Annotated in this window: 11 protein-coding genes and 1 riboswitch; of the genes, 9 read left to right on the forward strand and 2 right to left on the reverse strand. The window is 57.8% G+C overall.

Annotated elements, in window-relative coordinates; translation table 11 throughout:
• Positions 1-4: 4 nt before the first annotated feature.
• Both LBW88_RS18660 and LBW88_RS18665 read right to left on the reverse strand, forming a co-directional pair.
• On the reverse strand, positions 5-817 hold the full coding sequence (locus LBW88_RS18660; RefSeq protein ID WP_224933736.1) for an ABC transporter permease: 813 nt from the start codon (positions 815-817) through the stop codon (positions 5-7).
• A gap of 14 nt (positions 818-831) precedes the next feature.
• Positions 832-1,890 carry a putative urea ABC transporter substrate-binding protein gene (locus LBW88_RS18665; protein WP_224933735.1) on the reverse strand — a complete coding sequence of 353 codons (1,059 nt, stop codon included), beginning with the start codon at positions 1,888-1,890 and terminating at the stop codon, positions 832-834.
• A 62-nt stretch (positions 1,891-1,952) separates the two neighbouring features.
• Positions 1,953-2,047: riboswitch (guanidine-I (ykkC/yxkD leader) on the reverse strand.
• A 408-nt stretch (positions 2,048-2,455) separates the two neighbouring features.
• Here LBW88_RS18665 and LBW88_RS18670 point away from each other — a divergent pair.
• The 9 genes from LBW88_RS18670 to LBW88_RS18710 all read left to right on the forward strand — a co-directional run bounded on the left by LBW88_RS18670 (position 2,456) and on the right by LBW88_RS18710 (position 13,474).
• The gene (locus LBW88_RS18670) at positions 2,456-3,178 is read left to right on the forward strand and encodes a FadR/GntR family transcriptional regulator (protein WP_224933734.1); all 723 of its coding nucleotides are present in this window, start codon (positions 2,456-2,458) and stop codon (positions 3,176-3,178) included.
• Entirely contained in the window at positions 3,175-4,170 is a 996-nt protein-coding gene (locus tag LBW88_RS18675) for an ABC transporter ATP-binding protein (RefSeq protein WP_224933733.1), read from the forward strand. The genes LBW88_RS18670 and LBW88_RS18675 overlap by 4 nt, the downstream gene beginning before the upstream one ends.
• On the forward strand, positions 4,167-5,228 hold the full coding sequence (locus tag LBW88_RS18680; RefSeq protein WP_224933732.1) for an ABC transporter ATP-binding protein: 1,062 nt from the start codon (positions 4,167-4,169) through the stop codon (positions 5,226-5,228). The genes LBW88_RS18675 and LBW88_RS18680 overlap by 4 nt, the downstream gene beginning before the upstream one ends.
• Positions 5,229-5,246: 18 nt before the next feature.
• Positions 5,247-6,764, forward strand: coding sequence for an ABC transporter substrate-binding protein (locus tag LBW88_RS18685; RefSeq protein ID WP_224933731.1), 1,518 nt, complete (start codon positions 5,247-5,249; stop codon positions 6,762-6,764).
• Between the two features lie 17 nt (positions 6,765-6,781).
• On the forward strand, positions 6,782-7,723 hold the full coding sequence (locus LBW88_RS18690; RefSeq protein WP_224933730.1) for an ABC transporter permease: 942 nt from the start codon (positions 6,782-6,784) through the stop codon (positions 7,721-7,723).
• Between the two features lie 2 nt (positions 7,724-7,725).
• Complete coding sequence (locus LBW88_RS18695) at positions 7,726-8,607, forward strand: ABC transporter permease (RefSeq protein ID WP_224933729.1); 882 nt, start codon at positions 7,726-7,728, stop codon at positions 8,605-8,607.
• A 9-nt stretch (positions 8,608-8,616) separates the two neighbouring features.
• Positions 8,617-10,215, forward strand: coding sequence for a gamma-glutamyltransferase family protein (locus LBW88_RS18700; RefSeq protein ID WP_224933728.1), 1,599 nt, complete (start codon positions 8,617-8,619; stop codon positions 10,213-10,215).
• Between the two features lie 140 nt (positions 10,216-10,355).
• The gene (locus LBW88_RS18705; RefSeq protein ID WP_224933727.1) at positions 10,356-11,069 is read left to right on the forward strand and encodes a DUF3053 domain-containing protein; all 714 of its coding nucleotides are present in this window, start codon (positions 10,356-10,358) and stop codon (positions 11,067-11,069) included.
• Between the two features lie 479 nt (positions 11,070-11,548).
• Positions 11,549-13,474, forward strand: coding sequence for a PTS mannitol transporter subunit IICBA (locus LBW88_RS18710; protein ID WP_224933726.1), 1,926 nt, complete (start codon positions 11,549-11,551; stop codon positions 13,472-13,474).
• Positions 13,475-13,478: the final 4 nt, after the last annotated feature.

A 13,478-nucleotide genomic window follows, 5' to 3' on the forward strand; every position in this document is an offset into this window, starting at 1 on the left:
TGTGTCATTTCGCGTGATACCACGGCCAGCAGCGACGGCTGATCAGCCGCAGCAGCAGGTCGAGGATAAAGGCCAGCAGCGCAATCCATGCCACGTAAGGCAAAATCACATCCATCGCCAGGTAACGGCGCATCAGGAAGATGCGATAACCCAGCCCTTCGGTGGCGGCGATGGCTTCGGCGGCAATCAGGAACAGCCACGCCGACGCCAGCGACAGGCGCACCGCATCCAGCAGGCGCGGCATCATCTGCGGCAGGATCACACGCCACAAAATCTGCGCGCTGTGTCCACCCAAGGTCTGCGCTTTCACCAGCTGCTCACGCGGGATTTTCTCCACCTGCAGCTGCAAATCACGCGCAATCAACGGGGTAATGCCGATCACGATCAGCACCACTTTTGACACTTCACCAAGGCCAAAACAGATAAACAGAATCGGCAGAATCGCCAGCGGTGGCACCAGCGCCACCACTGTCACCAGCGGTGCTAATACCGCCCGCACCACCGGTAACGCGCCAGTGAACAGGCCAATCGCCAGCGCCAGCAGTGCGCTAATCGCCACGCCGCTCAGCAGACGCATCAGGCTGGCGGCGGTGTCGGTCCACAGCAGATACTCACCGGTGCGCGGGCTGGGCTGAAACGCCATGCGACTGATGGCGTCGCCCATCGCGTTAAACCCCGGCAACAGTTTGTCTGCGGCATTCAGGCTGAGACGCGCATCCGACGCGAACAGATAGACCAGCAGCAGCGCCAGCAGCGGCAGGATGCCAAGCAGCAGGCGACCGAGCGGCAGCGGTTGGTAGTTGATCAATTTACGCATCGGCATCGTCTCGCTTAGAGCTGACCAGCGGCGGCCAGCTTGGTGTACTCATCGGTGAAGCGCAGTTTCAGGTTATTGGTATCACCCCAATGACCTGCTGGCGTTTCCACGCCCACCACATCGGCGCTCGGTGCCCCTTCGCCCAGTAAACCGTGCTTGAAGGAGAACTCCGCGACCAGCTGCATGGTGGCTTTCAGCTGTGGGCTATCGACAAAATCGAGGGTGGTTTTGGCATCGCTAAACAGGTGGGTGGCGGCCAGCTGCTGATCGAAGCCCGTCAGATCGGTGCCAGAAGCCTGCGCCATTTGGGTGCGGGCGGCTTTGGCGCTGTCACTCGGACCAGACATGGTTTTCAGGGTTTCGTACCAGGCACCGGTCAGGGCTTTGCCGAGCTGCGGATACTTTTTCAGCGTGGCGGTGTTCACTACCAGCAGATCGAGGATTTCCCCCGGAATCTGCGCGGAGGAGAAGATCAAATGGCTGTCCGGTTGCTTTTCTGCTTCGGCCAGCAGCGGGTTCCAGGTGACGATAGAGTGGACGTCAGCCGTGCCGAACGCCGCCACCAAATCAGCATCGGCGGTGTTCACCACTTTGACATCCTTCTCGCTCATGCCGGATTTCTCCAGCGCACGCGCCAGCAGATAGTGTGAGACCGAGAGTTCGACCAGATTGATGGGCTTGCCTTTCAGCGAGGCAATGTTGCCTTTGCCTTTCAACAGAATGCCGTCATTGCCGTTGGAGTAGTCGCCGACAATCAGCGCGGTGCTGTCCACGCCGCCGGTGGCAGGAATGGTCAGCGCATCCATGTTGGTCATGGTGCAGCCGTCAAAACCACCGGCGGTGTACTGATTCACCGATTCGATGTAGTCATTGACCTGCACAAACTGGATGTCGATGCCGTATTTATCGGCCCATTTTTTGACGATGCCGCTCTGCTGGGCGAAATCCCATGGCATCCAGCCCGCGTAAATGGACCAGCAAATTTTGAAGGAGGGTTTGTCGGCGGCCAGCGTATTGACGCTGAACAGCGCGACGGTGCAAAGCAGCAGCAAGCGAAGGCAGGCTTTGATCATGATGGTTCCTCTGGCGTTAACGGGCGAAAAAAAGCAGGAGGCGGCGAGCAACGATCTCGCTTTCCTCCCGGGCTTTTGTCCCGCCGTGTAACCGTCAGAGGACGGTCGGTCACTCTCGGACCAGCATCTTTCGACCGGAACCCTAGTGACCCATTGCAAATTGTCTGGCGACGTCGGTTGCCCGCTATCGCTCCTGCATCTGCATAAACACATTCAAAAAAAGTGCCAATGTTTCAATCCATTGAAAAATATCATTATTCACGTAATTTCCGGCTCGAACGGCTCGCCTGGTGCACAGTCATGCAGCGTGGGCGCACCAACATGAAGCGTACGTCCCCGCGAGAATATTGATGCACCTCGCAGTTTTAAACGAAGCCCGAAAAAACTTTTACTTACTGTTCAAAGGGTTATTCCTGTCACGCGCCTGTCATCTTTGAACCAATCCAATATTGGTTCACTTCTTGCCTAAGCTGAGAAAGCCGATTGTTCAGCCTTTCATCAGTAAAAGTGCTGGTTAATCCGGGATTACCGATCTTTTTCTGATGCTTAAACAGGCGAACCAATCATGAGTCACACGTCAGATAGCGCCCGCAACTCCAGTTCCGCTCTGGAGCAACTGCGTCAACTGATCCAGCAACAGGAGCAGCAGCCCGATCGCGCGCTGCCCACGGAACGTGAACTGGCGGAGCGCTTTGGCGTGGGACGCCGGGAGATCCGTCGTGCCCTCGATGTGCTGGAAGAGGAGGGACGCATCTGGCGCAAACAGGGCAAAGGCACTTTTGTTGGCCCCGCCGCACCGGTACAGCCGCTAGCGCTGCACGATCTGCCGCAGCAGTCGAACCTGCTGGAAGTGATGGAAGCGCGTTTGCAACTGGAGCCAGGGCTGGCACGCCTGGCTGCCCTACGCGCCAGTAAAGAGCAGATTGCGCTGATGAAGCGCCTGCTGGAGCGCATGAATGGCATTACGGCACCGGAGGATGGCGACCAGCACGAACTGTGGGACAGCGCCTTTCATCGCGCTATCGCGGAAGCCGCCGGTAATCGCTTGATGCTGGGCCTGTTCGACGCCGTGGATGCAGTGCGCCGCGATCCAGGTTGGCAGCATCTGCGCGTACAGGCACGCACCCCCGCTCGCCTCAACAATTACGACGACCATCATCAGCGCCTGGTGAATCACATTGCGCAACGCCAGCCGCATGAAGCCGCTGCCGCGATGCGCGAACACTTACTGGCGCTGCAACAGGCGCTGCTCGAAGCGCTGTACCGCCATCAAGAGGAGACGCCATGAACGATCACCCGGTGCTTGCCGTTCGCAATCTGCGTGTGCAGTTTCGCGGTTCACCCGTCACGGTATTGGACGATATCTCTCTGACGCTGCATGCAGGTGAAACGCTGGCGCTGGTCGGCGAATCGGGCTGCGGCAAAAGTATCACTTCACTCACCCTGATGGGCCTGCAACCCGCCAGTGCGGAGATTTTACAGGGCGAAATGCAGTTCGATGGGCGTAGCCTGCGCGATCTCAGTACCAACGACTACGCCAGCCTGCGCGGTAATCAGCTGGCGATGATTTTCCAGGAGCCGATGACCTCACTCAATCCGGCCTTCACCCTCGGCGACCAGCTCAGTGAAGCGGTGATGCGCCATCGCCACGTCAATCGCCGCACAGCGATGGAAGCCGCGCTAACCATCCTGCAAAAAGTGCAAATCCCCGCGCCGGAGATGCGGCTCAAAGCCTATCCGCATCAGCTCTCTGGCGGCATGCGCCAGCGCGTGATGATCGCCATGGCATTGATTAATAATCCAAAGCTGCTGATTGCCGATGAGCCAACCACTGCGCTCGACGTCACCATTCAGGCACAGATTCTGGCACTGTTGAATACCCTGAAGCAGGAAACCGGCACTGCGGTATTGATGATCACCCATGACCTGGGCGTAGTCGCGGAAGTCGCGCAGCGTGTGGCAGTGATGTACGCCGGTCAGGTAGTAGAAACCGGCAGTGTGGAAGCGATTTTTAACGATCCCCAGCATCCGTACACCATTGGCTTGATGGGTTCGATTCCCAGCCTGAGCGCGCGCAGCGGCGCGCTGGCCACCATTCCTGGCCAGGTTCCGCTACCGGAAAACATGCCCGCAGGTTGTCGTTTTGCCAACCGTTGCCCCTTTGCCGAACTCCGCTGTCAGCACAACCGCCCAACGCTGCGTGCGCTGGCTACCGATCATCAGGTCGCCTGTTTCCGCGCGCCGCTGGAACAGCATGTCACGCTGGGAGAGATCGCATGAAACCGATTTTAGAGTGCCGCGATTTAAGCAAAACCTTTGCCGGGCCCAACCGCCTGTTTAAGCACAATCGCGGCGTCACCGCAGTCGATCGCGTGTCGTTGCAGGTGATGCCGGGCGAAACGCTGGCGATTGTTGGCGAATCTGGATCGGGTAAATCAACCCTCGGCCGTTTGCTGCTACGCCTGCTGGCGGCCAGTGCCGGAGACGTGTTTTATCAGGGCGAAAGCATTACCGATGCCAGCGGCGCACGCCTGAATCAACTGCGCCGCGAACTGCAAATCATCTTTCAGGACCCCTTTGCCTCATTGAATCCGCGCATGACGGTGCAACAGATTGTCGGCGAGCCGCTGTGGCTGCACGAAAAACTGAGCCGGGAAGCACGCCACGATCGCGTGGCGGAGCTGCTGCGCACCGTGGGTTTACCGGCAGCCTGGGCCGAGCGTTATCCGCATGAGTTTTCCGGCGGTCAACGTCAGCGTATTGGTATTGCTCGTGCCCTCGCCTCTCAACCCAAACTGCTGCTGGGCGATGAACCGGTTTCCGCCCTGGACGTTTCCGTGCAGGCGCAGGTGGTGAACTTACTGGAGAGCCTGAAACAGCAATTTGGCCTGACGATGATCATCGTGGCGCACGGTCTGGCGGTGATTCGCCATATGAGCGACCGCGTGGCGGTGATGTACCTCGGTCAGATCGTGGAAGTCGCCACGGTCGATGAGATTTTTGACGCACCGCTGCACCCCTACACCCAGGCGTTGATCGCTTCTGCGCCGCAGATGCAGCCAGGGGCCAACCGCCAGATTCCGATGCTGCAGGGCGATCTGCCCAATCCTGCCAATCCGCCCACCGGCTGTCGTTTTCACACCCGCTGCCCTTGGGCGACAGCGGATTGTCGCCAGTTTGAACCGATCAACCAGGTGCTGAGCGGTGGCCGCCAGATTGCCTGTCATCGCTGGCAGGAGATTAACCGCGATCGCAGCGTCATCGTGATAGCACCGCCTTCTGCCGCCTTTTTACGTCGCCGCGCGCTGTTTGAGCAGGCGGTCAAGCAACAAGCCTAACCCTCTGGAGATTCGCCTGTGAAGAAAGCTCGTATACCCTTACTCACGGCCTTAAGCGGCCTGCTCTTGCTCGGTGCCAGTGCACACAGTCAGGCGGAAAGCGTGATTCGTATCGGGCTGGGTGCCGATCCGGACATGCTCGATCCGCATCTGGCGCGCACCTATTACGGTCGCTTTGTGTTTGCCGCCATGTGCGACCGCTTGGTGGATGTGGATGAGAACCTGAAAGTGGTGCCCGGCCTGGCAACGGATTGGGCATGGAGTGATGACGGCAAAACCCTGACCATGAACCTGCGCGATGGCGTGACCTTCCAGGATGGTGAGAAGTTTGATGCCAACGCGGTGAAATTTAATATCGAGCGTGCGCTGACGCTGCCGGGCTCGCTGCGTAAAAGCGAAATCTCCTCTGTCGAAAGCGTGGAAGTGAGCGGTCCGATGCAGGTGAAGTTGCATCTGAAAACGCCGGATGCCGCGCTGCTCAGCCAGCTCACCGACCGCGCCGGCGCGATGCTGGCCCCGGAAGCGGCCAAAAAACCGGATTTCGCCACCCACCCGGTCTGCTCCGGTCCGTATCAGTTTGCCAGCCGCGTGCAGCAGGACCGTATCGTGCTGACGCGCTTTGAAAACTACTGGAATAAAAGCGCTTACCACTTCGATAAAGTGATTTTCCTGCCGATCCCGGATGCCTCAGTACGTCTTGCCAACCTGCGCGCAGGCGATCTCGACCTGACAGAGGGCGTGGCGGCCAGCGATGTGAAAACCGTGGAGGGCGACAGCAAGCTGGCACTGGCCAAAGTCACCGGCCTCGGCTATCAGGGCATCACCTTCAACATCAATAACGGCAAGGTTGACGCTAACAGTCCGCTGAAAGATCCGCGCGTACGTGAGGCCTTCTCGCTGGCGATTGATCGCGACGCGCTGAATCAGGTGGCGTTTGAAGGCTTATATACCCCATCCAATCAGGCGTTCTCACCGGTCAGTGCCTATCACGTCAACACACCCATCCGCACACGAGATGTGGAAAAAGCCAAAGCGCTGCTGAAGGCGGCGGGCGTGACCACGCCGCTCAATCTGACGCTGTTGGTGACCAATAACCCAACGGCACAGCAGGTCGGCCAGGTGATTCAGGCGATGGTCGGTGAAGCGGGGATTAACCTCAACTTGCAGATGAGTGAGTTCGCCAGCTTGCTGGATCGTCAGCAGCGCGGCGATTACCAGCTCAGCTTATCTGGCTGGTCAGGCCGTCCCGATCCCGATGGCAGCATCTATTCGTTTATTAACAGTAAAGGCACGCTCAACGACGGTCGCTATAGCAATGCCCAGGTTGATGAGTGGCTGAACGCCGCACGCCTCACCAACGATCAGGCGCAGCGTCAGGCGCTGTACACCAAGGTGGTGAACCAACTGCAAACCGATATGCCGATTGCCTATCTCTACTTCGAGCCGCGCATTTTTGGCATGACGAAAAAACTGCAGGGCTTTAAAGCCTGGCCTGATGGTCTGGTGCGCCTCGCGGGTGTGAGCATGGCGCAGTAAACCGCTGAGGAGCGATGATGCTGGAACTGATTGTTAAACGCTTATTGCTGGCGATCCCCACGCTGCTGCTGGTGAGCATCATGGTGTTTGCGCTGCAAAAGCTGCTGCCGGGCGATCCGGTGCTGGCGATGGCGGGTGAGGAGCGCGATCCGGCGGTCATCGCGCAGCTGCGGGCTGAATATCATCTGGATGATCCGATCTCCACGCAGTATTTCGCGTGGATCGGCAATGCGCTGAAGGGTGATTTGGGCATGTCACTGCGCACCAAAGAGCCGGTGACCTCGCTGATCGCCAGCAAACTGCCGGTGACGCTGGAGCTGTCGCTGCTGGCGATGATTATTGCGCTGGGCACGGGTATCAGCATGGGCATTATCGCGGCGGTGCGCAAAGATACGTGGGTCGATCACACCACCAACTTTGTCGCACTGTCCGGCATATCGGTGCCGCACTTTTGGTTGGGCATTCTGCTGATCCTGCTGTTTTCCGTGCATCTGCAATGGCTGCCGGCATCGGGCTTTGTGCCCATCAGTGAAGATGTGGTGCAGAACCTGAAAACCCTGCTGCTGCCTGCGTTGGTGCTGGGTACCGGCCTGGCCGCCACGCTGATGCGCCATACAAGGGCGTCAATGATCGGTGTGCTCAAGGCCGATTACATCCGCACCGCGCGCGCCAAAGGTTTGCTGGCGCCGAAAGTGGTGCTGAAGCACGCCTTCCGTAACGCACTGATGCCGATCGTCACGCTCACGACCTTGCTGTTTGGTGAACTGCTGGGCGGCGCGGTGTTAACCGAGCAGGTTTTCACCCTACCCGGCTTCGGCAAGATGATTGTCGATGCGGTGTTTAACCGTGATTACGCGGTGGTTCAGGGCGTGGTGCTGGTAGTGGCGATCGGCTTTCTGCTGCTGAACCTGCTGGCGGATGTGCTCTATCTGTTAATCAACCCGAAAATGCGAGGCTAACCATGAGCGAGGTGTTAACAGCAGGCGCAGTGCCTGCGGTCGCAAAGCCCAACCGCCGGGTGCTGAAGAAATTTCTGCGCAATAAGAGTGCGCTGATCGGCGCGGTGATCGTGCTGCTGTTTGTTGCCGTGGCGCTGCTGGCGCCCTGGCTGGCTCCAGCCGATCCGATCAAGGCGAATTTCCTTGCCGTGCGCAAAGCCCCTTCCGCGCTGTTCTGGTTGGGCACCGATGAGCTGGGCCGCGATATTCTGTCGCGTTTGATTTGGGGCGCCCGCACCTCACTGCTGGCGGGCTGTATTTCGGTGATGATTGCCATTTTGATTGGCGTGCCGCTGGGCTTGATCGCCGGTTACTGGCAGGGTTGGTGCGATGGCATTATCTCGCGCTTTATCGAAGCGCTGCTCGCTTGCCCGTTTCTGATCCTCGCTATCGCCTTGGGGGCGTTTCTTGGCCCGAGCTTATCCAATGCGATGATTGCTATTGGGTTATCCGCCATGCCGATTTTCGCCCGGCTAACGCGCGGCCAGGTGATTGCTATCCGCCATGAAGAGTATATCGAGGGTGCCCGCGCCATTGGTTTGCCGGACCGCTGGATCATCCTGCGTTATGTGCTGCCCAACGTGCTGTCACCGATTCTGGTGCAGGCCACGCTGGCGATCGCCTCCGCGATCATCACCGAAGCCAGCTTGTCATTTCTCGGCCTAGGCCAGCAGCCGCCGTCACCTTCATGGGGCGCGATGCTGAATACCGCCAAAGGCTATCTGGAGCAGGCGCCATGGATGTCAATTTTCCCTGGGCTGGCGGTTTTTCTCACTGTGCAGGGCTTCAATCTACTGGGTGACGGACTGCGCGATGCGCTTGATCCACGCAATGACTCACATTAAGGAACCGTTATGAGCGATTTGGATTTCAACGTTAGTTATGCCTCGCACCGCGCCCCGATGATGGGCCGCAATGCGGTCGCGACGTCTCAACCGCTGGCGGCACAGGCGGGGATGCGCATGCTGCAACAGGGCGGTAATGCGGTAGATGCGGCGATTGCTACTGCGATGGCGCTCACCGTACTGGAACCGACCGGCAACGGCATTGGCAGCGATGCGTTTGCCATCATCTGGGATGGGAAAGAGTTGCACGGTTTGAATGCCTCGGGCCGGTCTCCTGCCAGCTGGAATGCAGAGCGCTTTGCCGGGCAGAGCGCCATGCCGGAGATCGGTTGGGAAGCCGTCACCGTGCCGGGTGCGGTCTCCGCCTGGATCACGCTGGCCGAGCGCTTTGCCACGCTGCCGCTGACCACGCTGGCACAACCGGCCATCGAATACGCCCGTGACGGCTTCCCGGTTTCGCCGCTGATCGCCCATCTATGGCAGCGCGGCTACAACAAACTGAAATCTCAACCGGGCTTTATCGATTGTTTTGCGCCGGACGGCCACCCACCGCGTGCCGGTGAACTGTTCCGTAACCCGGCGCAGGCCGCCACACTGCAGAAAATCGCCGAAACCAATGGAGAAGCCTTCTATCGGGGTGAGCTGGCCGAGAAAATGGTGGCGTTTGCCGAGCAGCACGGCGCGGCACTGAGCATGGCCGATCTCAACAACCACCGCGCCAACTGGGTAGATCTGTTATCGCGTCCGTTTGCCGACGGCTCGGTGCAGGAGCTGCCGCCCAACGGTCAGGGCATCGCCACCCTAATCGCACTGGGTATTCTGGAGCAGTGGGACATCGGTAGCTACACGCCGGATTCCGTACCCTGGCTACATCTGTCGTTCGAAGCGATGAAGCTGGCGCTGGTCGATCTGGATCGTTATGTCACCGATTACGACCATCTGGAATTCCCGGCAGAGCTGCTGCTGAGTGACAGTTACCTCAAACAGCGCGCCCAGCTGATTAATCCCGATCAAGCCGGTGATTTTACCTTCGGCTCCCCGCAGCAGAGCGGCACCGTTTATCTCTCCACCGCCGATGCCAGCGGCATGATGGTCTCCTTTATTCAGTCCAACTACATGGGCTTTGGTTCGGGCGTGGTGGTGCCGGGCACCGGTATCAGCTTGCAGAATCGCGGCTGCGGCTTCTCGCTCGATCCGCAGCATCCGAACGTGGTGGCCGGCAGCAAACGTCCGTTCCACACCATCATTCCGGCGTTTGCGCTGGATGCGGCAGGTCAGCCATTAATGTCGTTTGGCGTGATGGGCGGCCCAATGCAGGCACAGGGACATCTGCAGCTGGCGCTGCGCATCATGCAGCACAAGCAGAATCCGCAAGCGGCAATCGATGCACCGCGTTGGCGCGTGGAGCAAGGCCGCGCGGTGGTGGTGGAACCGGGTATCGACCGTAATGTGCTGGCGAAGCTGCGCGAGATGGGCCACCAGATAACGGTGGAAGACCCGCTGCAGAGCTACAACTTTGGCGGTGCGCAGGCGATTGTGCGCGATCCGCAGGGCTTCTATATTGCCGCCACTGAAAGTCGCAAGGATGGACAAGCGCTGGTGTTTTAAATCAAAACCTAAGTGGGCGCACCAGAGTGCGCCTTTTCCCACCCTTTGCCGCCTCTCAACCCGTTGTACACGCCAGTCCATTGCACTATCCTTTAGGACCATTCCCACCGAATCGAATTTAGCCATAACAGGAGTTCAACATGGCGTCAGGATTATCCCGCATCTGGATGCGTACCGGCATGCTTATGGTCAGTGCACTGGTTGTAATGCAACTTACCGCCTGTGGCGACAAAGAAGGCGATCAGCGTAAAGCTTTCTCCGACTTTTTACAGAACACCGCAATGCGTAGCGGCGAGCATCTGCCAAGCCTGAGCGAAAACCAGAAGCAGACTTTTGGCAACTACGCGGGCGATTACGCCATTCTGTACGGCTTCTCTCAGCAGGCCAATCAGGCGGTTGAGCAAGGCATGCGCCCTGTGGTCGATGAACTGGCCGCGATTCGCGTGCCACAAGACTACCTGACCCGTCGCGACAGTCTGCGTCAGGCCAGCGGCAATTTGAGTGTGTTGTCGCAGCAGATTCAGAGCGCCAAAATGCAGGCCGACAGCAGTAAAGCCACATTGAAGCAGCCAGATGACCTGAAGAAAGTGTATGACAGCGTGTACGCCAAAGTGGTGACACAGCCAGCGGGTACTTTAATTCCGCTGCTGCCTCAGCTGCAGGCGTTGAGCCAGGCGGCGGTGCAAACCGGCGATTATCTGCAGTCGCAGGGCACGCGCGTGACCTTTAACGATGGCGGCGTCCAGTTCCCGACGCAGGATCAGGCCACGCAGTACAATACCCTGATGAGCAACCTTTCCAGCAATGCACAAGCCCTGACTCAGGCGCAAAATGCCGTGCAGGGTGGTTTGTAACTTCGCTTTTTAGGCACTCAGAGGCGACCAAAAGGTCGCCCCTTTCCTGACAAACTCTTCAGTTCATCTTTCAGATATTTCGTCACTTCCTTACACCTCACTTATCTGCATCGCTATTGTGTGATCTGGCGCATTTTCGACCAAAAATAGTTTGTGATCTTAATCACACTTATGAAACAAACCATACGGCCATAAAGGTGACTTAAGTCACATTTATCTCGTTGTTTTGTTTAAAATTTCGCCTTCGTACTTTTCTTACACCCTATTTATGTGATCTTCATCACCTTATAGCACCCTGACCACCCCAATTTTGCGTGATCTGAATCACACTTAACCCGGATGCTACGCAGCGTAATAAACTAGTGCTAGAGTCCGCGTGCATACAGTGATGCCACGGCCCGCGCCGGAACGGCTCAATAAAAGTCTTAACAAAAACAACCGCGCTCTTATTGCAGCGCGTCTCAATAAGGGGTGGGTTTATGTCCTCATCAGCGAAGGTCAAGGTTCAGAGCTTTGGTCGTTTTCTGAGTAACATGGTGATGCCAAATATCGGTGCGTTTATCGCCTGGGGTATCATTACAGCACTGTTCATCCCAACCGGATGGATTCCAAACGAAACGCTGGCGAAACTCGTCGGCCCCATGATCACTTACCTGCTGCCATTGTTGATCGGCTTCACCGGTGGACGCCTGGTAGGCGGCGATCGCGGCGGTGTGGTCGGTGCAATCACCACCATGGGCGTGATCGTTGGTGCAGATATGCCAATGTTCCTCGGCGCGATGATTGCCGGTCCGCTGGGTGGTTGGGCGATCAAAACCTTTGACCGTATGGTTGATGGCAAGATCAAAAGCGGCTTCGAGATGCTGGTTAACAACTTCTCAGCCGGTATCATCGGTATGCTGCTGGCGCTGCTGGCGTTTATCGGCATCGGTCCACTGGTTGAAGGTCTGTCGCACATCCTCGCGGCGGGCGTAAACCTGATGGTGCAGAACAACCTGCTGCCACTGACCTCTATCTTTGTTGAACCGGCGAAAATCCTGTTCCTCAATAACGCCATCAACCACGGTATCTTCTCTCCACTGGGTATCCAGCAGGCGAGCGAAGCCGGTAAATCTATCTTCTTCCTGATTGAAGCGAACCCAGGCCCAGGTATGGGTGTGCTGGTTGCCTACATGATTTTTGGTCGCGGTAGCGCCAAACAGTCTGCAGGCGGTGCGGCAATCATCCACTTCCTTGGTGGTATCCACGAAATTTACTTCCCGTACGTGCTGATGGCGCCACGCCTGCTGCTGGCGGTGATCCTCGGTGGTATGACAGGCGTGTTCACCCTGACCGTACTGAACGGCGGTCTGGTCTCTCCAGCGTCTCCGGGTTCAATCCTCGCGGTACTGGCGATGACGCCTAAAGGCGCATACTTCGCCAACATCGCAGCGATCATCGCGGCGTTTGCGGTCTCCTTCGTGGTCTCTTCTATCCTGCTGAAAACCAGCAAAGTGAAAGAAGATGACGATATCGAAGCTGCCACTCAGCGTATGCGTGATATGAAAGCGCAGTCGAAAGGCCAGGCCGTTGCCGGTTCTCCGGTCATCGCCGATGCCAACAGCGTTGATGTCAGCCACGTGCGTAAAATCATCGTGGCCTGTGACGCCGGTATGGGTTCCAGCGCCATGGGTGCAGGTGTGCTGCGTAAGAAAGTGCAGGATGCCGGCCTGAGCAATATCTCAGTGACCAACAGCGCGATTAACTCACTGCCGGGCGATGTGGATCTGGTCATTACCCACCGCGATCTTACCGAGCGTGCGATGCGTCAGGCACCACAGGCTCAACATATTTCACTGAACAACTTCCTCGATAGCGCGCTGTACAGCAATCTGACTGAACGTCTGATCGCCGCTAACCGCAGCGAAGCGCATCGTGAAACCGTGCAGACCACGCTGGCGGACAGCTACGATGACGGCAGCTCGAACCTTTTCAAACTGGGCGCGGACAACGTGTTCCTCGGCTTGAGCGCCAGCAACAAAGAGCAGGCGATTCGTTTTGCCGGTGAGCAGCTGGTGAAAGGCGGTTATGTTCAGCCAGAATACGTTGAAGCGATGCTGGAACGTGAAAAGCTGACCCCGACTTATCTCGGTGAGTCTATCGCTGTGCCACACGGCACCGTGGAAGCCAAAGACCGCGTGCTGAAAACCGGCGTAGTGTTCTGCCAGTACCCAGCGGGCGTGCTGTTTGGTGAAGAAGCCGATGACGTGGCGCGCCTGGTGATTGGTATTGCAGCTCGCAATAACGAACACATTCAGGTGATCACCAGCCTGACCAACGCGCTGGATGATGACAGCGTGATTGAGAAGCTGGCAAACACCACCAGCGTGCAGGATGTGCTGGATCTGTTGTCGCCAAAAGCGTAACAGC

The organism is Pantoea sp. alder81, assembly GCF_020179835.1.
Taxonomy (GTDB): domain Bacteria; phylum Pseudomonadota; class Gammaproteobacteria; order Enterobacterales; family Enterobacteriaceae; genus Pantoea.

Coding starts and splice junctions, on each gene's coding strand:
- LBW88_RS18660 (WP_224933736.1), bottom strand. CDS start 817: ATGCGTAAATTGATCAACTACCAACCGCTGCCGCTCGGTCGCCTGCTG.
- LBW88_RS18665 (WP_224933735.1), bottom strand. CDS start 1,890: ATGATCAAAGCCTGCCTTCGCTTGCTGCTGCTTTGCACCGTCGCGCTG.
- LBW88_RS18670 (WP_224933734.1), top strand. CDS start 2,456: ATGAGTCACACGTCAGATAGCGCCCGCAACTCCAGTTCCGCTCTGGAG.
- LBW88_RS18675 (WP_224933733.1), top strand. CDS start 3,175: ATGAACGATCACCCGGTGCTTGCCGTTCGCAATCTGCGTGTGCAGTTT.
- LBW88_RS18680 (WP_224933732.1), top strand. CDS start 4,167: ATGAAACCGATTTTAGAGTGCCGCGATTTAAGCAAAACCTTTGCCGGG.
- LBW88_RS18690 (WP_224933730.1), top strand. CDS start 6,782: ATGCTGGAACTGATTGTTAAACGCTTATTGCTGGCGATCCCCACGCTG.
- LBW88_RS18695 (WP_224933729.1), top strand. CDS start 7,726: ATGAGCGAGGTGTTAACAGCAGGCGCAGTGCCTGCGGTCGCAAAGCCC.
- LBW88_RS18700 (WP_224933728.1), top strand. CDS start 8,617: ATGAGCGATTTGGATTTCAACGTTAGTTATGCCTCGCACCGCGCCCCG.
- LBW88_RS18705 (WP_224933727.1), top strand. CDS start 10,356: ATGGCGTCAGGATTATCCCGCATCTGGATGCGTACCGGCATGCTTATG.
- LBW88_RS18710 (WP_224933726.1), top strand. CDS start 11,549: ATGTCCTCATCAGCGAAGGTCAAGGTTCAGAGCTTTGGTCGTTTTCTG.